This is a genomic window from Rhizobium phaseoli (genome assembly GCF_001664385.1).
Classification (GTDB): Bacteria; Pseudomonadota; Alphaproteobacteria; order Rhizobiales; family Rhizobiaceae; genus Rhizobium; species Rhizobium phaseoli.
The window spans coordinates 1,161,490-1,179,568 of sequence record NZ_CP013532.1; the positions used below are offsets into that span (position 1 = coordinate 1,161,490).

19 protein-coding genes are annotated in these 18,079 nt (G+C 63.1%); 10 read left to right on the forward strand and 9 right to left on the reverse strand.

Features of this window, described 5'->3' with window-relative positions:
- Positions 1-2 precede the first annotated feature (2 nt).
- The 4 genes from AMC88_RS05550 to AMC88_RS05565 form a co-directional block, all read right to left on the reverse strand.
- A complete protein-coding gene (locus AMC88_RS05550) occupies positions 3-452 on the reverse strand; it encodes a type II toxin-antitoxin system VapC family toxin (protein WP_064824936.1) in 450 nt (149 codons plus the stop codon).
- Entirely contained in the window at positions 449-700 is a 252-nt protein-coding gene (locus AMC88_RS05555) for a type II toxin-antitoxin system Phd/YefM family antitoxin (RefSeq protein ID WP_064825813.1), read from the reverse strand. The genes AMC88_RS05550 and AMC88_RS05555 overlap by 4 nt, the downstream gene beginning before the upstream one ends.
- Before the next feature lie 254 nt (positions 701-954).
- Complete coding sequence (locus AMC88_RS05560; protein WP_064824937.1) at positions 955-1,218, reverse strand: hypothetical protein; 264 nt, start codon at positions 1,216-1,218, stop codon at positions 955-957.
- Between the two features lie 803 nt (positions 1,219-2,021).
- Positions 2,022-2,669 (reverse strand): S24 family peptidase, encoded by a 648-nt coding sequence (locus AMC88_RS05565; protein WP_004673751.1) that lies wholly within the window; start codon positions 2,667-2,669, stop codon positions 2,022-2,024.
- Positions 2,670-2,752: 83 nt separating this feature from the next.
- Here AMC88_RS05565 and AMC88_RS31870 point away from each other — a divergent pair, with 83 nt between their 5' ends.
- The 8 genes from AMC88_RS31870 (at position 2,753) to AMC88_RS05605 (ending at position 6,722) form a co-directional block, all read left to right on the forward strand.
- Positions 2,753-2,986 carry a hypothetical protein gene (locus AMC88_RS31870; RefSeq protein ID WP_081277717.1) on the forward strand — a complete coding sequence of 78 codons (234 nt, stop codon included), beginning with the start codon at positions 2,753-2,755 and terminating at the stop codon, positions 2,984-2,986.
- Between the two features lie 228 nt (positions 2,987-3,214).
- Positions 3,215-3,481 (forward strand): hypothetical protein, encoded by a 267-nt coding sequence (locus AMC88_RS05570; protein ID WP_064824938.1) that lies wholly within the window; start codon positions 3,215-3,217, stop codon positions 3,479-3,481.
- A 25-nt stretch (positions 3,482-3,506) separates the two neighbouring features.
- Positions 3,507-3,875, forward strand: a complete 369-nt coding sequence (locus AMC88_RS05575) for a hypothetical protein (protein WP_064824939.1) — start codon at positions 3,507-3,509, stop codon at positions 3,873-3,875.
- The gene (locus AMC88_RS05580) at positions 3,841-4,239 is read left to right on the forward strand and encodes a hypothetical protein (RefSeq protein ID WP_064824940.1); all 399 of its coding nucleotides are present in this window, start codon (positions 3,841-3,843) and stop codon (positions 4,237-4,239) included. The genes AMC88_RS05575 and AMC88_RS05580 overlap by 35 nt, the downstream gene beginning before the upstream one ends.
- Positions 4,236-4,529 (forward strand): GcrA cell cycle regulator, encoded by a 294-nt coding sequence (locus AMC88_RS05585; protein ID WP_064824941.1) that lies wholly within the window; start codon positions 4,236-4,238, stop codon positions 4,527-4,529. The genes AMC88_RS05580 and AMC88_RS05585 overlap by 4 nt, the downstream gene beginning before the upstream one ends.
- Positions 4,526-4,723: a response regulator transcription factor gene (locus AMC88_RS05590; protein WP_016734507.1), complete on the forward strand. Its 198-nt coding sequence runs from the start codon at positions 4,526-4,528 to the stop codon at positions 4,721-4,723. Before AMC88_RS05585 ends, AMC88_RS05590 begins: the two co-directional genes overlap by 4 nt.
- 12 nt (positions 4,724-4,735) lie before the next feature.
- Entirely contained in the window at positions 4,736-5,329 is a 594-nt protein-coding gene (locus AMC88_RS05595) for a hypothetical protein (protein WP_037143885.1), read from the forward strand.
- A gap of 931 nt (positions 5,330-6,260) precedes the next feature.
- Positions 6,261-6,722: a DUF2231 domain-containing protein gene (locus AMC88_RS05605; protein WP_010025656.1), complete on the forward strand. Its 462-nt coding sequence runs from the start codon at positions 6,261-6,263 to the stop codon at positions 6,720-6,722.
- A gap of 225 nt (positions 6,723-6,947) precedes the next feature.
- Here the strand turns inward: AMC88_RS05605 and AMC88_RS31880 are convergent, their stop codons facing one another.
- From AMC88_RS31880 to AMC88_RS05620, 4 genes are all read right to left on the reverse strand, one after another.
- A complete protein-coding gene (locus tag AMC88_RS31880) occupies positions 6,948-7,172 on the reverse strand; it encodes a hypothetical protein (protein ID WP_225884190.1) in 225 nt (74 codons plus the stop codon).
- Positions 7,173-7,388: 216 nt separating this feature from the next.
- Positions 7,389-7,766 (reverse strand): YncE family protein, encoded by a 378-nt coding sequence (locus AMC88_RS33975; RefSeq protein WP_225884191.1) that lies wholly within the window; start codon positions 7,764-7,766, stop codon positions 7,389-7,391.
- Positions 7,767-7,781: 15 nt separating this feature from the next.
- A complete protein-coding gene (locus AMC88_RS05615; protein ID WP_225884192.1) occupies positions 7,782-8,690 on the reverse strand; it encodes a hypothetical protein in 909 nt (302 codons plus the stop codon).
- Positions 8,691-8,856: 166 nt separating this feature from the next.
- Positions 8,857-13,488: a cadherin-like domain-containing protein gene (locus AMC88_RS05620; RefSeq protein WP_064829914.1), complete on the reverse strand. Its 4,632-nt coding sequence runs from the start codon at positions 13,486-13,488 to the stop codon at positions 8,857-8,859.
- Between the two features lie 454 nt (positions 13,489-13,942).
- Here AMC88_RS05620 and AMC88_RS05625 point away from each other — a divergent pair, with 454 nt between their 5' ends.
- Positions 13,943-14,443, forward strand: a complete 501-nt coding sequence (locus tag AMC88_RS05625; protein WP_064824944.1) for a GFA family protein — start codon at positions 13,943-13,945, stop codon at positions 14,441-14,443.
- Positions 14,444-14,694: 251 nt separating this feature from the next.
- A complete protein-coding gene (locus AMC88_RS05630; protein WP_064829915.1) occupies positions 14,695-16,467 on the forward strand; it encodes an SLC13 family permease in 1,773 nt (590 codons plus the stop codon).
- A gap of 79 nt (positions 16,468-16,546) precedes the next feature.
- Here the strand turns inward: AMC88_RS05630 and AMC88_RS05635 are convergent, their stop codons facing one another.
- Entirely contained in the window at positions 16,547-18,076 is a 1,530-nt protein-coding gene (locus AMC88_RS05635; RefSeq protein WP_064824945.1) for a SulP family inorganic anion transporter, read from the reverse strand.
- Positions 18,077-18,079 lie beyond the last annotated feature (3 nt).

Genomic DNA, 18,079 nt, shown 5'->3' on the forward strand with positions numbered 1-18,079 from the left:
GATCACGCCGGCCGGAAAGCGGCCGGAAGATCAACGGCCACATCAAGCGGCTGGAAATGCCGCAGATTTTCGGTGACGACGGTGAGGTCATAGGCCCGCGCTGTCGCGGCAATGATGAGATCGCCGAGGCCGGGATGACAGCCTTTGCTTTCCGCCTCATCTTCCAGAGCGCCGGCGATCCTGGCGACGACGGTATCCATCGGCAATATCCGGTCTGCGAATGTGTCGGTGACGACGTCAAGCCATTGCGAAAGCCGTTTTGCCTGCTCGATCCCGCCGCGACGGTGAAGGCTGCGCATTCCCTTCTCGATCTCCGCCACGGAAAGAGCCGACAGGAAGAGAGCCTCGGCTTGTCCCTGCTCGTGAAACCACGCTCGCACCGGATCGGACGGCGGCGCCTTGCCCGGCGCGAACTTCGAAATGATATTCGTGTCGAGCAGGTAAGTCGTCACAGATCGACGCCCCTCATTTTTGAGGGGCTTCGCTTCAGCTCGCCGCCGCCCGGGAAGCTCAGCAGGAAATCCCCGAAATTCGGCCGCGGCTTGTTCAAAGCCTTCTTGGCAGCCTCGGCGGCTTCGACCGACACCAGCACGGCAGCAGGCTTGCCGTGGCGGGTGATCGTCACGAATTCGCCGTTTGCGGCTTCGTCCACCAGGCTGGCGAAACCGGCCTTTGCCTCTGCCACGCTGATTGTCGGCATGACGCTCTCCCGATTGATGTGACCATTTATGGTCATAATAGGCTTGCTATGGCTGGAATCAAGGGAAATACCCATCCAGGCGGCCGAGGCGATTGCGGCGAGGAAGCCGAAGGCGAGGCAGGTGAGGGCCTGCATCCGCCAGGAGACGAAGGTGACCGGCGGCGGGGTGAGGGGGCTTTCGGCGCAGTGGCCGGGTGGGCAGGGGCAGCCGGAAAAGGCCCGGATGATGCAATCGGCAGACATGGCCATCTCCCTCAGGCGTAAAGCTGATCGCGGTCGGTGATGCCCATGATCTCGCGGGCATAGCGGTAATGCGCCGCCACACTTGATGTGGCGCCGCGCAGCCAGGACGGGCCGCGGACCGAATGTTCGGGGCGGCGGAGATAGGCAAAGCCGAGCGCGCCCATGCGCTGGGCTTCATTGGCCATATAGGCGGTGCAGTCATCGAGCCGGCGGGCGGCATTCCAGCGGGCGTCCCTTAGGCTCTGCTCGGTCTCGATCTTGCGGAAATGCTGCATCGCTTTGCCCTCTCTGCGCTGTCTGATCAGCGGCGTGAAGAAAGGTATATTTAATACCTCAATGCGTCAATCGCATTGGGTATAAAAAATACCTCACGGATTGACGAGGTACGATTCGTAGGCGTATGGGTGGGCGCAGTGATTGGGCGACCGGGTGCAACTCCCGAGCTGACGAAGCCCAGCGGCGCGGGAAGCGAAAGTCCTTAAGTGCGCTGTCAGAAAATCAGGACGAGGGCGAAGCGAATGGCCCCTCTGGCACGTGTCCCATCCCGGCTCCGGCCTTCAGGACATGGCCAATGCTCTCCCGGCTTCATGGGCTCTGCTCATGGGGTAGGGGGAAGCTTTGGCCGGAACCCTCCCTCACCAGCCTTCAGGAACGGGAAAGAGATGGAAGAAAAAAGGAGCAAGAGAGATCAGGATACCAGGCGCGCGCGGCGGCGGCGATGATCCGCTCTGTGGCGGTTCGCGGTCTTTCGGTTTCGATGCCGGCGCTCGAAGGCTTGGTTCCAGGCGCGACGGTGTCGCGAGCGTGCCGCAGAACTTTGCGCGCGGTAATTGGAGCGCCGGCAAGGCGTCCAATGCCCTTCGCTTTTCGAGGCGAAGCTCAGCTCAATGCAGCATGCCCCGCGCGGCGCCGAAAGCGATGAGCAGCACGGCGAGCGTGACGATGTAGAACCAAATTCTGCCGGCGCCTGAGGAAGGGCGGATCATCTTGAATCTTTTTCGGAAGGGCTTGGCGTTCTGCTGGAAAGCTGAAAGCTACATCCAGGAATCTATTGATGTTTCGAGAGAAGTCGAGGCTCTCACATCTCGATCACCGAGCGGCGGACGCGGCCGACGATGGTGACGGCGCCCTGGAATTGTGGCGGCGGCACCTCCTCGTAGGAGGCGGGCTGGAAGGGCGGATTGTCGTTCGGGCGGTAGCGCTTGTAGGTCGCAGCGCCGGTCTCGTCGGCGACGACGTAAAGCGCGTTCGGCGCCAGGCGCTTGTCGCGGCGATTGACGAAAATGATCGAGCCCGGCGGCGAGATCTTGTTCATCGAATTGCCTTCGACCTCGAGCGCGATCCAATCGCCGTCCGGCAGGTCGAGCGCGGCGACGGTCGCGAATTCCGAGAAGTCGGTGACCGGCGCCTGCTCGGTCAGCTGGCCGGCGCTGACCCAGGAGATCTTCGGCACGTCGGCAACGGAGACCGGCCGCTCCTCCGGATCGAGCGCATCGCCGATGCCGAACTGCAGCCAGTTGAGATTGACCTTGAACGCCTTGGCGTATTTCTTCGCGTCGGCGATGCCGAAGCCGTTCCGGCCCGATTCATGCGCCTTGTAGACATTGGCGTTCCAGCCGAACCGATCGACGATCGCCTTCGGTCCGGCAAAGCCGGCGTTCTTCCTGGCCATGACCAGACGCTTTGCGCGTTCTTCGCGCTCAAATTGTTCCTGATCTTTCAACATGATATAAATCATACCCTAAAAAAAGGTACATGTAATGCCCTAATTTGCTTGACGTGCGAGGTATTTTATATACCCTTATCATCATGACACAGACACACAGCATCAACGTCAGGCCGAGGCCTTCGGGCTTTGCCGATCACCGGGGCGCCCGCTACACCGGCTGCCCGAACTGCGGCAGGGCGCTGTCGATCGCCGAGGTGATCGAGCGCCATTGCGAAGATTGCGGTCGGCAGACCGACCCGGAGGAGATGCGGCAGGCCGTGAACCTCGCCCGTTCCTTGCCGATCATTAGTTCCGACAGCCTCACTCCTCCCTGACGGCTATCGGTCGCCGGCGTCGCCGCTCCTCCCTCGGCGGCGCCGGCATCTCCAGGACGCGACGCATCGCGGCCACGGGGCGGCAGCCCTGAGAGACGACGACCGGAGCCCTTGCTCCCGCAACAGAGCGGGCTCCTGATGAAAGCAACGAACTCGAAAAATCAAGGACGGCCGGGGCCGGCTTTGCCGGGAGCATCCGGCCGCGTCCTGGGGAAAGAGGATCACGCGATGAACATCGCCCCAGCCCGTCAGGGCATCGAGATAAGCGCCCTCGCGCTCTTCCGCACCGGCCGCGACTATATCGAGATCTCAGCCATTCTCGGCATGTCGGTGCCTGAAGTGGAAACGGAGATCCACCGGCTGCGCAGCGCCGAGAAGGGCGACACCGCCCAACAGGATTACGCCGCCGGCAAAGTCCGGCGGTTTGCCGGCCGCCCCGCCCGGCCGGGCGCCCCGGTCAATTTTGCCGGCGCGCGGCGCAGGCTGCGGGTCTGAGTGGGCGACGCGGAAAGGGATGCGCATGGAAAAGGAAACGATGGACAAAGACATCATGGAGATCTTGACCCCGGTGTTGGGGCAGGAACTGGCGGCGGCGATCATCGAACATCGCAGCCGCACGCTGAAGAAGCCGCTGACGGCTTATGCGGCGAGGATCCAGGTCAAGGAATATCTGAAGACCGGCAACCCCGTCGACGCCGCCGAGATGCAGATCCTGCGCGGCTGGCGGGCGATCAAATCCGACTGGTATTTCAATGAGAAGGCGAGGGAAGCGGGATCGGACAATGCAAACACGGGCAGAAGGACATTGGTCGACGCCGCAAGAGATTTCCTCTCCGGTGACGATCATAGCGGGGATGCTTTCGGGCTTTCCGGCTTCCGCCGGCACTGATCCCGACATGCAGATCCGCGCCTATCTCGTCGCCATCGACGGCATTCCGGGCGAGGCGGTCTGGCGCGCCGCCAAGCTGTTCCTTTCCGGCAAGGTCAGGGACCATAACCGCGCCTTCGCCCCGAGTGCCGCGAGCTTTGCCGAAGCGGCCCGCCAGCAGCAGGCGGTGATAACGAGAGAAAACCGGCCGCCGATCGAAAGGCGGCCCGAACCGCCGCAGCCGAAGGTCGCGGCTTACAAGATGCAGCTGCTGAGGCAGGCGGCGAACGGCAGCCTCAACGCCAGGCGGCAGCTCGCCAGTATGTTTCCCGACAACCCGGTCATCGCCAAGGCCGCACGAGACGCACAGGAGACGGTGGGATGAGAGAGCTGTTCTGGACGGAAGACAAGATCGTTGAGGCGCAGAAATTCTGGGAGGCGGGCTTTTCGGCGCGCGAGATCGCCGAGCTGTTCGGCTCGAAGAAGAACACCGTCATCAACATGGCGCATCGCAACCGCGACCGGTTTCCCGCGCGCCAGGATGCGCTAAGGCCGCCGCCCGGCATTGCGGCTGCCGCGCCGATCCGCCATCCCGATCGGGTGACGCGGGTGACGCTGTCGGGCGCCCATGTGACGATGCCGCGCGTGCCGACCATCGACGGGCCGGCGCCATGAGCGCCGTCACCCCGCGCGAGCGCGAAATCATCGGCTGGATGGCGGCAGGCAAGACCGCCGCCGAGATCGGCGCCATCCTCGCCATCTCGCCGATCACCGTCACCACCCACATCGCCAATGCCAAGGCGAAGCTCGGCGTCTTCAAGGAGACCGCCCTGGTCGCCGAAGCACTCAGAAACGGCATCATTCGATAGGAAGGACATCAGATGGGCGGCAAGGCCACCAAGGTGAAGATACAGCGGGTAAACAAAGGCGCCGGCCGGCCGCGCAAGGCGAATGTCGAGCGGTTTCCCTGCGGCAAGATCAAGCCCTTCGAGACCGAGAAGGACAATGTCAGCGTGGCGGTTGCCGCCCGCCGTCGCATCCACGGCTTCACCAGGACGGTCGATGACGAGACGGTCAGGAGCCCCTATGCCGGCTACACCCTCGGCCGCATGTTCCTCGATGGCGCCATCACCGACGAGCAGCGCCAGGCCGGTGACGACTATGCCGAAGCGATGGCCCGCTACCACAAGACGACGGGCATCCCGGCCCCGAGCCCGAGGGCGCAATCGCTCTTTGCCGTCAAGGGCCATGAAGGCGAGGTGACCGAAAGCCTCGCCGAGCGCGCCCGCAAGGCCAGCAACCGGATGATGGCGCTGCAGGCGATCCTGCTTGCCTGCGAGGACGGCCCGCAGGTGCGGAGCACCGTCTATAACGTCGCGGTGATGGACTACGACCATCTGCGCCACATGCCGCCGCAGCAATTGCTGTGGCTGCGGCGCGGGCTGATCGCGCTGCGGAAGTCGAAGGGTGGGTGAGCGTTATTCTGCAAGTGCCGCGATATCGCCAGCGCCCACCCACCCTCCGTCGTCCTCGGGCTTGACCCGCGGATCCATGCCGGCCTCGCCGACGGTGGTGGTGGATTCCACGCTCAGGGCCTGGAATGACGGAGGGTGGGGAGGGGCATCGGCAGGAGGCGCGACGCCGGAGGCCCGGGAAGGGCTGGCGGCAAGACGCGCAGCGCCGCTGCCATTGCCTCACCATCGCTGGATTTGCCACGGAACTCACCCCACCCTCCGTCGTCCTCGGGCTTGACCCAGGGCTTGACCCGAGGACCCATGCCGGCCTCGCCGACTGCGGCGATGGATTCCAGGCTCAAGGCCTGGAATGACGGAGTGTGGGGAGGGGCATCGGCAAAGGCGCAACGCTGCTGCTGTTCTCGCACCATCGCTGGATTCGTCACGGAGCTCACCCCACGCTTCGTCGTCCTCGGGCTTGACCCGCGGACCCATGCCGGCCTCGCCGACTGTGGCGATGGATTCCAGGCTCAAGGCCTGGAATGACGGAGGGCGAGGAGGGGCATCGGCGGGAGGCGCGACGCAGTCGCCATCCCCACTATCGCTAGATCTGCCACGAAACTCACCCCACCGTCGTCCTCAGATTGGCCCCTCACCCTAACCCTCTCCCCGTTCTGACGGGGAGAGGGGACGTGCCCTGCGAGAGGCTGGCGAGAGACGGAGAGGTCGCGACTTGTCCCCTTCTCCCCGCGCGCGGGGAGAAGGTGGCGGCAGCCGGATGAGGGGCAGGTCTCGCCGATCTCCCATGCCGGCCTCGCCGACGGCAGCGACGGATTCCAGGCTCGGGAGGGCTGTCATCAGGACGCGGCGCCTGCGAACCCGTGGCAGGCGGGAACCGACGATGCCCTTCGATTGTTAGGAAGCGCACAACTGAAAACGCCGGAGGCAGCCCATGAATCCGAAAAGCACATTGAGCATTGCCGGCCATCCGATCCACCCGATGTTGATCCCGTTTCCGGTCGCCTTCTTCGTCGGAACGCTGGTCACCGATATCGTCCACAGCCAATCCGATAATCCATTCTGGCCGGCGGCGTCGAACTGGATGCTCGGGGCCGGCCTCGTCATGGCGGCGCTGGCAGCGCTCGCCGGACTGACCGACTTTCTAGGGGATGATCGCATTCGCGCCCTGCGAGATGCCTGGCTCCACATGATCGGCAACGTGGTCGTCGTTTTGATCGAGGCAGTCAGCCTCTGGCGCCGGCTCGTACAGGGCCCGGATTTCATCGTCCCGACCGGGCTGGTGCTGTCTCTGCTCGCCGTTGCGCTTCTTTTGTTCAACGGCTGGAAAGGCTGGGAAATGGTCTACCGCCACCGGGTCGGCGTCAAGGACGAGACCGGCAATTCGGCGAGGTGAGGGAGTTCAGGATGGAGCGGCCTCACGCCGCCGCGGCAGCTGTCATGGCTGCCGGAGTCGATGTGCCGTCTTGATGGGATAAGAGTGGGCCGCACAGAGTATCGAAGTGCATGGCTGTGTTGTTAGCACCTCCGCACGGCCCATAATCCTTACGATCGGCGGGGCATCTTGTTCCCGCGCCGATGAAATATTTGATTAGCCGCGTCAGGCGCAGACAGCAGCCGTTCACCTCCAGCGGCGTTCAAAGAACTTCGTCTTGATACCGAGTGAGAGAAGAGCAAACATCAGGGCGAAGCCGGCATAGCGGTGGATATAGCCGGTCGCCAGAAAAGCCAGCGCGATGCCGCTGCCGCAAATGAAGCCGAAGCGGAGCGAATAGGGCTTGCCGTTTCCTCCCCATCCAAAAACGAGGCTCATGATGAGCCACAGGAGGACGATGAAGGTGGGCATCCCCCATTCGGACAGCTAGAACGACCGGAACAGGACACCCGACACCGCCAAGAAACAGCCCAGAATGAGCAGAGGTATTTTCACTTTCCACGTCATGCTTTCACCACTGAGAAGAAAAGGAATTGCATCGTCAGGCTCGGAAGGCCTGAGGAAAAGCGATGCGAGGGGCTGCAGCCTCGCAGACACTATCGAGTGGAAAGCCGCATGCTCCACGATTCATTGCTGTGTCCCGATCGTGAAGGTCACCATTCCCGACCCGCTTGTGATCCAGGCTTCTTTGCCGTCGGGAGAGAAGCCGAGGGTCGGGCTGGCCCAGCCGGAGATTTCAAAGCGCTGAAGAACAGAACCATCCGTCATCGATACAAGGCCAACGTAATTCTTTTCGCTGGGGATCGTTATAAGAGCATAACGGTCATCCGGGCTGATGGCGGGGATCAGGCTGAAGGAGCCGAGATGGGTTGTCCCCGTGATCGACCAGATCAATCGGCCCGAGATCACCTCCCTTAACTCCGCGATTACTCCCGATTGCGGAATCGGCGGCGGGCAGGGAATCTGAAAATCGCAACTCTCTCCGATTCCTTTGAGATTTCCCATGATCAGCACTTTGTTTCAGTCCATGGAAAGCGTGTAGCGGGGATGCTTTATCGTGTTGTGGATCGGCAAAATCCTTGGCTTTTCGCCTTGATCCCAGAGCATCCAGATGTCCGGCCGCCAAGCGGTCAGCACACGTACCCGGCCGCTCCGGTCGACCCGGGAAGACGCCGCAACAAAGTGCCTATAGTCAGGCAGCGTTGGGATGGTTGCGATTTCAACGGCGTCCAGCACCCGGCCGGCCCTGGCGTCGACGAGAGCGATCGTCGGGTGCGGGTCTTCACGTTCAGGCCTGAAGTAGGAGCCCCGGGTGCCGAATGTGGCGAAGGCCAGGCCGGTGCCGCCGATCCAAAAGATGTCGTCCAGCGGGCCATTCGGATGGGTGAGAACAGGCAAAGGCGTCTGGCCGCCGGTCTCGGTGAACAGATAAGGTTGCAGGCCTCCGAGCGCGAAGCCTCCACTGGCTTTGTCTTGTGCGACGCCGAGGACCGCAGACGAGTCGGGCAGCCATTCGAAGGGCACTATCGGCGTCCAGAGGGAGGTGAAAACGTGCATCGGGAATGTGTAGTTGGCACCGGCCCGATCGACGCTGCCGACCCACAGCCCGTCGATAGGGTGAGAGGTAAAGGCCTTGCGTCCATCGGGGGACGGGTAAACCGGGTAGCGGCCGTGGAGGATGGGCAGGCAGCGACTGGCCAACAAACGCATCGGCCCGGCAGGTTTGGGTTCAAGAGGTTTGAGAGCCTCGAGGATCTTCGTCAAGTCGCCTTTGCAGCCGATCACCTCAGGAGAAGCCATCGCGGCTGAAGCAAAGCCCAGGCTGAGCGCCGCCAACAGGGTGGATATGAACAAGGCCTGCTCTCCGATCTCGCTGGACGGGATCATGCCGGTAAAGCCATAAGGGAATGTAAAACGCGCTGGTTGCATTCGATATAACCAGCCACCACACCAGAATTGCACCCGTTCCGGCGCGGCTGGACGATCAAGGACCGCAACCCGTGCTTTCGTCGTGCCGATGGAAAAAGACTTTGGGCCGCCACCGCGATGAAACCGCCGCGGTGGCGACATGGCCGGAAAGCGGCCGCCGTTTTGATCAGAGGATGAAATCCGAACTCGTCAAGCCCAGGTTTGTGCCTGTCAAGACGATCGTCGTTTCGTCGGTATTCGTGTCTCCGTTGCTATCGAAGTGAAGGATCGTGTTGCCGCCGCTTTCCGTGTACCAGGCGCTGTGAGCCGTCGCCGTTGTTCCACTCCAGGCGAAGGCTTGATCACCGGGGGTGTTAGGGTTGGCAGTGTACGCGTCGACCCCGCTCACATCGATCTTGTCAAACCCATGGTGGAAGTCAAAGATCGTGTCCGGGGCGCCGGACGTGCTGTCGCCGGTCGTAAACACAAATGTGTCATTGCCGGAGCCACCCCAAAGGTCATCCTGCTCGCCACTGCCATTGAGCGTGTCGTTGCCGGAGCCGCCGTACAACGTGTCCAAGCCCTGGCTTCCGATCAGTATGTCATTGCCCGCCTGGCCGTAGAGCGCATCGGCCCCGTTGTTTCCATTCAGCGTGTCGTTGCCTGCCTGGCCGTAGAGCGTATCGCCAGAGTTGCCGCCGCTGATGGTGTTGTCCGCCGCATTTCCGACCTTGATATCGACACCGTTGGTTTCGCCCCAGTTTGTCGTAGTCGCGGTCGCTGTGTCGGTATCATGGTCATTGCTCGTATCGCTGTCGCTTTCGAGCACGTCGGTGATGCCGAGATGGAAGTTATGCGAGGCATCCGGCGTGCCGCCGACTGTTGCATCATTCACGTTCACGGTCACGTCGTAGCCGGCCTTCGCTTCGAAGTTCGCGCCGCCGTTGAAGTACAGCGCGCCGTTCAAGATGGTGAATGACGCGGAGTCACTGCCAGACAGCGACAATACGTTGTTTCCGGAATCGACATCCGTCACCGCAATATCGGCAACTTTGATCACGCCCCCATTTTCGGGCGTCGACGTGACGGTGTTCGACAACACAACCGCCGTCGGAGCATCGTTGACCGCCGCCAGCGCAAAGCTCTGGCTTGCCGGCACACTGCCGCCATGGCCGTCGATGACGGCGTAGCTCAGGCTGACCGGGCCGTTGTAGTTGGCATCCGGCGTGAAGGTCCAGGTGCCGTTGTTGTTGTCGACCAGGGCGCCATGGTTGGCGGTGAGGCCGGAGACCGACAGCTGGTCGCCGTCGACATCGCTGAAGCCGGCCAGCAGGTCGGCGGCGCTGATCGTGTAGGGGGTGTCCTCGGTGCCTGCGGCGAGCGTCGCTGCATTGCCGCTGAGGACGGGGGCGTCATTGACCGCATCCAGCGTGAAGCTCTGCGTCGCCGGCACACTGCCGCCATGGCCGTCGATGACGGCGTAGCTCAGGCTGACCGGGCCGTTGTAGTTGGCATCCGGCGTGAAGGTCCAGGTGCCGTTATTGTTGTCGACCAGGGCGCCATGGTTGGCGGTGAGGCCGGAGACCGACAACTGGTCGCCGTCGACATCGGTAAAGCCGGCCAGCAGGTCGGCGGCGCTGATCGTATAGGGCGTGTCCTCGCTGCCGGCCGAAAGTGTCGCCGCACTGCCGCTGAGGACTGGCGCGTCATTGACGGCATCAAGCGTGAAGCTCTGGCTTGCCGGCACACTGCCGCCATGGCCGTCGATGACGGAGTAGCTGAGGCTGACCGGGCCGTTGTAGTTGGCGTCAGGGGTGAAGGTCCAGGTGCCGTTGTTGTTGTTGACCAAGGCGCCGTGATTGGCGGTGAGGCCGGAAACCGACAGCTGGTCGCCATCGACATCGCTGAAGCCGGCCAGCAGGTCGGCGGCGCTGATCGTGTAGGGCGTATCTTCGCTGCCTGCGGCGAGCGTCGCCGTACTGCCGCTGAGGACGGGGGCGTCGTTGACTGCATCCAGCGTGAAGCTCTGCGTCGCCGGCACACTGCCGCCATGGCCATCGACGACGGCGTAGCTCAGGCTGACCGGGCCGTTGTAGTTGGCGTCAGGGGTGAAGGTCCAAGTGCCGTTATTGTTGTTGACCAGGGCGCCATGATTGGCGGTGAGGCCGGCGACCGACAGCTGGTCGCCATCGACATCGCTGAAGCCGGCCAGCAGGTCGGCGGCGCTGATCGTGTAGGGGGTGTCCTCGGTGCCCGCGGCGAGCGTCGCCGCACTGCCGCTGAGGACGGGGGCGTCGTTGACGGCCGCCAGCGTGAAGCTCTGGCTTGCCGGGACACTGCCGCCATGGCCGTCGATGACGGCGTAGCTCAGGCTGACCGGGCCGTTGTAGTTGGCGTCAGGCGTAAAGGTCCAGGTGCCGTTATTGTTGTTGACCAAGGCGCCGTGATTGGCGGTGAGGCCGGAAACCGACAGCTGGTCGCCATCGACATCGCTGAAGCCGGCCACCAGGTCGGCGGCGCTGATCGTGTAGGGCGTGTCTTCGGTGCCGGCGGCGAGCGTTGCCGCATTGCCGCTGAGGACCGGCGCGTCGTTGATCGCATCCAGCGTGAAGCTCTGCGTCGCCGGCACATTGCCGCCATTTCCGTCGATGACGGTATAGCTGAGGCTGACCGGGCCGTTGTAGTTGGCGTCAGGCGTGAAGGTCCAGGTGCCGTCATTGTTGTCGACCAGGGCGCCATGGTTGGCGGTGAGGCCGGAAACCGACAGCTGGTCGCCATCGACATCGCTGAAGCCGGCCAGCAGATCAGCGGCGCTGATCGTGTAGGGCGTGTCCTCGGTGCCGGCCGCCAGCGTTGCTGCACTGCCGCTGAGGACGGGGGCGTCGTTGACGGCCGCCAGCGTGAAGCTCTGGCTGGCTGGCACACTGCCGCCATGGCCGTCGATGACGGCGTAGCTGAGGCTGACCGGGCCGTTGTAGTTGGCATCCGGCGTGAAGGTCCAGGTGCCGTTGTTGTTATTGCCCAGGGCGCCGTGGTTGGCGGTGAGGCCGGCGACCGACAGCTGGTCGCCATCGACATCGGTAAAGCCGGCCAGCAGGTCGGCGGTGCTGATCGTGTAGGGGGTGTCCTCGCTGCCTGCTGCCAATGTCGCGGCATTGCCGCTGAGAACCGGCGCGTCATTGACGGCATCAAGCGTGAAGCTCTGCGTCGCCGGGACACTGCCGCCGTTTCCGTCGATGACGGCGTAGCTCAGGCTGACCGGGCCGTTGTAGTTGGCGTCAGGCGTGAAGGTCCAGGTGCCGTTGTTGTTGTTGACCAGGGCGCCGTGATTGGCGGTCAGGCCGGCGACCGACAGCTGGTCGCCATCGACATCGCTGAAGCCGGCCAGCAGGTCGGCGGCGCTGATCGTGTAGGGCGTATCCTCGCTGCCTGCGGCGAGCGTCGCCGCATTGCCGCTGAGGACCGGTGCGTCGTTGACCGCATCGAGCGTGAAGCTCTGGCTGGCCGGCACACTGCCGCCATGGCCGTCGATGACGGTGTAGCTCAGGCTGACCGCGCCGTTGTAGTTGGCGTCAGGCGTAAACGTCCAGGTGCCGTTGTTGTTGTTGACCAGGGCGCCGTGGTTGGCGGTGAGGCCGGAAACCGACAGCTGGTCGCCGTCGACATCGCTGAAGCCGGCCAGCAGGTCGGCGGCGCTGATCGTGTAGGGGGTGTCCTCGGTGCCGGCGGCGAGCGTTGCTGGACTGCCGCTGAGGACGGGGGCGTCGTTGACAGCATCCAGCGTGAAGCTCTGGCTTGCCGGCACACTGCCGCCATGGCCGTCGGTGACGGAGTAGCTCAGGCTGACCGGGCCGTTGTAGTTGGCGTCAGGCGTGAAGGTCCAGGTGCCGTTGTTGTTATCGACCAGGGCGCCATGATTGGCGGTCAGGCCGGAAACCGACAGCTGGTCGCCGTCGACATCGGAGAAACCGGCCAGCAGATCAGCGGCGCTGATCGTGTAGGGGGTATCTTCGCTGCCTGCGGCGAGCGTTGCCGCACTGCCGCTGAGAACCGGGGCGTCGTTGACGGCCGCCAGCGTCAAGGTCTGGCTTGCCGGGACACTGCCGCCATGGCCGTCGGTGACGGTATAGCTCAGGCTGACCGGGCCGTTGTAGTTGGCGTCAGGCGTGAAGGTCCAGGTGCCGTTATTGTTGTTGACCAGGGCACCATGGTTGGCGGTGAGGCCGGAGACCGACAGCTGGTCGCCATCGACATCGGAGAAGCCGGCCAGCAGATCGGCGGCGCTGATCGTGTAGGGGGTGTCCTCGCTGCCTGCCAACGTCGCCGCATTGCCGCTGAGGACGGGGGCGTCGTTGATGCCGTTGATCACAACCGTCAGCGTGCCGACGCTGAGCGTGCCGTTCGACATCTTGATCGTGTACTGGATCGTGTCCTTGAAGGTTTCTCCCGCATCGAGCGCGTTGATCTGCGCGCTCAGACCGCCTGCGTCATAGTGGATCTTGTTGTCATTGCCGATCCAGAATGTTGCTCCCATCTGGCTGGTTTGGCTGAAGCTGATGCCCACGCCGTCCTGGATCAGCAGATCCTTGTTGTAATCGACGAACGCCTTGTTGGTAACGACGATCGTTGCCCCTCCGTCGTCGTTCTTGATGCCGTCATCCACCGAATAGATCGTCGTCTTCACGCCGCCGCCGCTTGCGGCCAGAACGTCGAACGTGAACTGAAGGCTGCCGTCCTCGCTGCCGGATTGCGTCAGATCGGCTGCCGCGCCTGAATTCGAAAACGTGACGGTCGTGCCTGAAACTGTCGTAGTCGCCATTACAAACTCCCCCCAGTGATACTGCGAACGACGGAGATGTTCGCCGCCAATCGTTATTGTTACGCGGGCGCGCCCACTCGTCCCCCGACGCAATCGCAGGATAAACATGCCCATCTGGAAGGTATATTATCTTTTTACAAATCGTAAGCCATGAAATACATAAAATGCTTCAAACTATACAATAGAGTTAATTTGTCTGTGGATATAGTGATTCACCAATGCATGTGATTATTTGCGCGAGTATTCTGATGGCAACCTGCACTTCCCGTTGATCGACACCGAAGAGTTCTGCGCCGCGGCCGGCTGCAGGAACGCTCTCAACCATCAGGAGACGCGAACGGGGAAGGCTTCGATGGTTTAGGGGTCATATCGGAGGCGGCGATCAACGCTGGACGATCGAAACACCACTACCTAAAAGGGATGAGGCCCATTCCACCTCTTGCAGGAGAAGAAAATGAAACGCATCGAGAGAGGCGTGAGCGGCGGCTGCCAGTGCGGCGCCGTGCGCTACCAAGCAAGCGCCATGCTCGACAATTCACATCTCTGCCATTGCCGCATGTGCCAGAAGGCCTCGGGCAGCATCTTTGCCGCGCTCGTCGCCGCGCCCGATGATGCGCTCACCTGGACACGCGGCAAGCCGAGCGTGTGGAAGAGCTCGGAGCTGGTCGAGCGCGGCTTCTGCGCCAATTGCGGCACGCCCTTGTTTTTTCACCACCTCGAAAACGGCCGCACCAACCTGATGATTGGCTCGCTCGACGATCCGAATGCCTTCCCGCCGCTCGCCAATACCTGCACCGAAAACATGGTGACCTGGTTCGAGACGATCACGGGACTGGAAAATACCGGTGCGACCGAAACCAACGGCGCCGATTGGGCCGCGGCGATCAAGCAGAGCAACAACCAGCATCCCGATCACGATACCGCCTCCTGGGCGGTGCGGGGGCGTGACGGCTGAATTCCGAAGGCCGCTGCCGCCGCGGCGTCTCATTGTCCGCGTTTGCGCGGGCCTGCAGTGACACGTTGCTGCGATGGCCGGCGGAACAGGCTCGCCGGCATGCCCTCTATGTATTCGCGCACGCATAAGCTGGTCAGGAGGCTGACAGGCGCTAGATTAGCGGGGCAGGGAACTCGCGGGTGGTAACGGCGTTCCCTGGATATCTTGTTCCGCTCGGTTGTCGGCGACATCCCAGCCTCTCTCAGGTCCGTATGACGACACAGCAGATCATCGCATTTTCTGTCATCGGGCTCATGATGGCGGTCTTCATCTGGGATCGCTTCCGCTACGATGTCGTTGCCTGTTGCGCGCTCGTTCTGGCGGTCGCGACAGGAATCGTCCCACCGGAAAAAGCCTTCTCCGGCTTTTCGGACGACATCGTCATCATCGTTGGCAGCGCCCTGATCGTGAGCGCGGGCGTGGCCCGGTCGGGCATCGTCGATGCCGCCATCAAGCGATTTTTCCCAAACCTCAACACGTTTCCCACCCAGCTGGCGCTGCTGACGATCGCCGTGGCGTTGCTGTCTGCCTTCATCAAGAATATCGGCGCGCTCGCCATCATGATGCCGGTCGCCTTTCAGTTCGCCAGGAAATCCGGCGCTTCTCCCTCGAAATACCTGATGCCGATGTCATTCGCCGCCCTGCTCGGCGGACTGATGACGCAGGTCGGCACGTCGCCGAACATCGTCGTATCCCGGCTGCGGGAGGAGATGACGGGAACATCCTTCACCATGTTCGACTTCACGCCGATCGGCGCAATCCTGACGGTCGTCGGCATCACCTTTCTCTTGTTCTTCCACTGGTTGGTGCCAAGCCGCACCAAGCAGGACCACGCCATCGAAGATGTCGTGGAGATCAAGAATTACACCAGCGAAGTCGCAATCACCGGCCAGTCGACGCTGCTCGAGCGGGCATTGAGCGACCTGGTGAAAGCAGGCGATGGCGAGGTCATCGCCACGGCCGTGCTGCGCGGCGGCACCAGGATGGCGCCCTTTCCTGATCTCACGCTCCGCTTGGACGATATTGTGATGCTGGAAGGTCCCTCGGCGGCGATGGACCGCATCGTATCACAAGGCAAATTGAAGCTGTCCGGCAAGCCGCTGACGAAAGAGGGCCAGCCGGACACCCATATTATTTCGCTCGAGGCGATCGTCAGCCAGGACTCGTCGCTTGCCGGTCTTTCGGCCAAGGAGCTGGCGCTTTCCTACACGCGCGGGGTCAACATTCTGGCGATCAGCCGGCGCGGGGAGCGCCTCAAGGAACGGTTGGGCAGCTTGACCCTCGGCGTCGGCGATGTCCTGCTTCTGCAGGGCAGCCGGGCAAGCCTGGCGGCACTTCTGCAGGATTTTGGGCTGTTGCCGCTCGCTCAGCGCGAGGTGATGCTCGGCATCCGGCGCCGCGCCTTCATTCCGCTTCTGATGCTGGCGCTCGCCATGGCAACGACCGCCGTCGGCCTGGCGCCGGTTGCCGTGGCCTTCTTTGCAGCGGCGCTGGGCATGGTTGTCTTCCGGGCGATTCCGCTGACGGATATCTATAAAGCGGTCGACGGGCCGATCCTGGTCATGCTCGCCGCCCTTATTCCCGTCTCGGATTCCTTGCGCACCTCCGGCGGCAGCGACCTGATTGCCGGCTGGCTGGGGGCGGTGGCGATGAATCTGCCGGTATGGGCTGCGCTCGGCCTGATCCTGGTCAGCGCCATGGCTGTTACACCCTTCCTCAACAACGCCGCGACCGTTCTCGTCATGGCGCCGATCGCCGCCAGTTTTGCAACCGGTCTCGGCTTCAGGCCGGAAGCCTTCCTGATGGCCGTGGCAATTGGCGCGGGCTGCGACTTCCTGACCCCGGTCGGCCATCAATGCAACACGCTGGTCTTCGGTCCTGGTGGTTACAAGTTCTCCGATTACCCACGTCTCGGCCTGCCGCTGTCGGCATTGATCATCCTGGTCAGCGTGCCCGCGCTGCTCTTCGTCTGGCCGGTGAAATAGACCGCTGGGACGGCAGCCGCGGTTTGAAAAGCCATGGATAAAAGCGCTCGGGGAGGGCGGTTGCCCTCCCCGGATTTGATCAGGCGACCTCGGTCGCAAAACGCTGAAACAGCGGTTTCAGGCGGGGGTGGCGTGCGGCCGGCGGCGGATGAATTTCGATCGCCCGGCCGGACTTCGCCTCGCGTCGCAGCCATTCGCTGATGGTTTCGGCGCTGGTGTGATCCATGTAATGGAGGTCCTCGCCGACAATCTTGACCTTGCGGCCCTCGGGCAGCTGCTCGAGCGTGTTCAGCAGAATGGGCACGTCCTTGCAGGTGGCTGCGCCGCCGAGCTGGAGATGGATCTCCTCGTCGATCTCCGCGTGCCTGATGGCGAGTTTTCGCCTGAGGTAGGGCACGATCTCGATGATCGACAGCGCCAGGCCCAGCGCGACGCCGACCAGCAGGTCCTGCAGGACGACCATGGCAACGGTCGCCGCCCAGATGCCGACCGGAACCAGTCCATGATGCTCGAACAGGTGGCGGACATGGCGCAGGCTGATCAACCGCCATCCGGTGACGAGCAGGACTGCGGCGAGGGCCGACAAAGGCACCAGGGTCAACAGGCTTGGCGCAAGCGCCACCAGGCCCAGTATCCAGGTCCCGTGCAGGATGGCGGAGGCCCGCGTGCGCGCGCCGGCCTGAATGTTGGCCGAGGAACGGACGATGACGCCGGTGATCGGCAATCCGCCGAGCAGGCCGCAGAGGCCGTTGCCGACGCCCTGGGCAAACAGCTCCTTGTTGAACCCGGTGCGCACGCCGTCATGCATCCGGTCGACGGCGGCGGCCGAAAGAAGCGTTTCGGCACTCGCGATGACGGCAATCATCACCGCCATGAGAATGACGCCGGGCTCCAGCAAGCGGGCGAAGTTTTCCCCGGTCGGCAGTGTGATGCTGTCGACGAGCGAGGTGGGGACCTCGACGCGGGCGATCGGCAGCTGCAACGCGGCGGCGAGAACCGTCGCCGCCGCGACACCGACCAGCGCTCCTGGAACCAGCGCAAGGGATTTCGGGCGGCACTTCTCCCAGCACACCATGGCAAGGAGAGATATGAGCCCGATCTTCAGGGCGGTTGCCTCGCTCGTCAGGCCGGTCCCCCAGAGACGGGCGAAACTGTCCTCGATAGCCGCGACGTTCTCCATGCCGCCGGCAGCGGGCTTGGCATCCATCAGCACATGAATCTGTCCCAGGATGATCAGGATTCCGATGCCGGCGAGCATGCCGTGAACGACGGCCGGCGAGATCGCCCGGAACCAGGAACCGACCCGCAGGAACCCGCCGGCGATCTGCAGGAAACCGACGGCGATCAGGACGGGGGCGAGCATGGCGACGCCGTATTCCTCGACGAAGCCGAAGACGATGACGGCAAGTCCGGCTGCCGGTCCGGAGACCTGCAGCGGCGAGCCCGACAGGAAGCCGACGACGATGCCGCCGATGATCCCTGAGATCAGGCCCATCGACGCCGGCACGCCGGAGGCGATGGCGATCCCGAGGCAAAGCGGAATGGCGACGAGAAAGACGACCAGCGACGAGGCGAGGTCGCGCGAAAAGGCGGAGCTGATTGCTGTCATGGC

Coding starts and splice junctions, on each gene's coding strand:
- AMC88_RS05555 (WP_064825813.1), bottom strand. CDS start 700: ATGCCGACAATCAGCGTGGCAGAGGCAAAGGCCGGTTTCGCCAGCCTG.
- AMC88_RS05560 (WP_064824937.1), bottom strand. CDS start 1,218: ATGCAGCATTTCCGCAAGATCGAGACCGAGCAGAGCCTAAGGGACGCC.
- AMC88_RS05565 (WP_004673751.1), bottom strand. CDS start 2,669: ATGTTGAAAGATCAGGAACAATTTGAGCGCGAAGAACGCGCAAAGCGT.
- AMC88_RS31870 (WP_081277717.1), top strand. CDS start 2,753: ATGACACAGACACACAGCATCAACGTCAGGCCGAGGCCTTCGGGCTTT.
- AMC88_RS05570 (WP_064824938.1), top strand. CDS start 3,215: ATGAACATCGCCCCAGCCCGTCAGGGCATCGAGATAAGCGCCCTCGCG.
- AMC88_RS05575 (WP_064824939.1), top strand. CDS start 3,507: ATGGAAAAGGAAACGATGGACAAAGACATCATGGAGATCTTGACCCCG.
- AMC88_RS05580 (WP_064824940.1), top strand. CDS start 3,841: ATGCTTTCGGGCTTTCCGGCTTCCGCCGGCACTGATCCCGACATGCAG.
- AMC88_RS05585 (WP_064824941.1), top strand. CDS start 4,236: ATGAGAGAGCTGTTCTGGACGGAAGACAAGATCGTTGAGGCGCAGAAA.
- AMC88_RS05590 (WP_016734507.1), top strand. CDS start 4,526: ATGAGCGCCGTCACCCCGCGCGAGCGCGAAATCATCGGCTGGATGGCG.
- AMC88_RS05595 (WP_037143885.1), top strand. CDS start 4,736: ATGGGCGGCAAGGCCACCAAGGTGAAGATACAGCGGGTAAACAAAGGC.
- AMC88_RS05605 (WP_010025656.1), top strand. CDS start 6,261: ATGAATCCGAAAAGCACATTGAGCATTGCCGGCCATCCGATCCACCCG.
- AMC88_RS31880 (WP_225884190.1), bottom strand. CDS start 7,172: ATGCCCACCTTCATCGTCCTCCTGTGGCTCATCATGAGCCTCGTTTTT.
- AMC88_RS33975 (WP_225884191.1), bottom strand. CDS start 7,766: ATGGGAAATCTCAAAGGAATCGGAGAGAGTTGCGATTTTCAGATTCCC.
- AMC88_RS05615 (WP_225884192.1), bottom strand. CDS start 8,690: ATGCAACCAGCGCGTTTTACATTCCCTTATGGCTTTACCGGCATGATC.
- AMC88_RS05620 (WP_064829914.1), bottom strand. CDS start 13,488: ATGGCGACTACGACAGTTTCAGGCACGACCGTCACGTTTTCGAATTCA.
- AMC88_RS05625 (WP_064824944.1), top strand. CDS start 13,943: ATGAAACGCATCGAGAGAGGCGTGAGCGGCGGCTGCCAGTGCGGCGCC.
- AMC88_RS05630 (WP_064829915.1), top strand. CDS start 14,695: ATGACGACACAGCAGATCATCGCATTTTCTGTCATCGGGCTCATGATG.
- AMC88_RS05635 (WP_064824945.1), bottom strand. CDS start 18,076: ATGACAGCAATCAGCTCCGCCTTTTCGCGCGACCTCGCCTCGTCGCTG.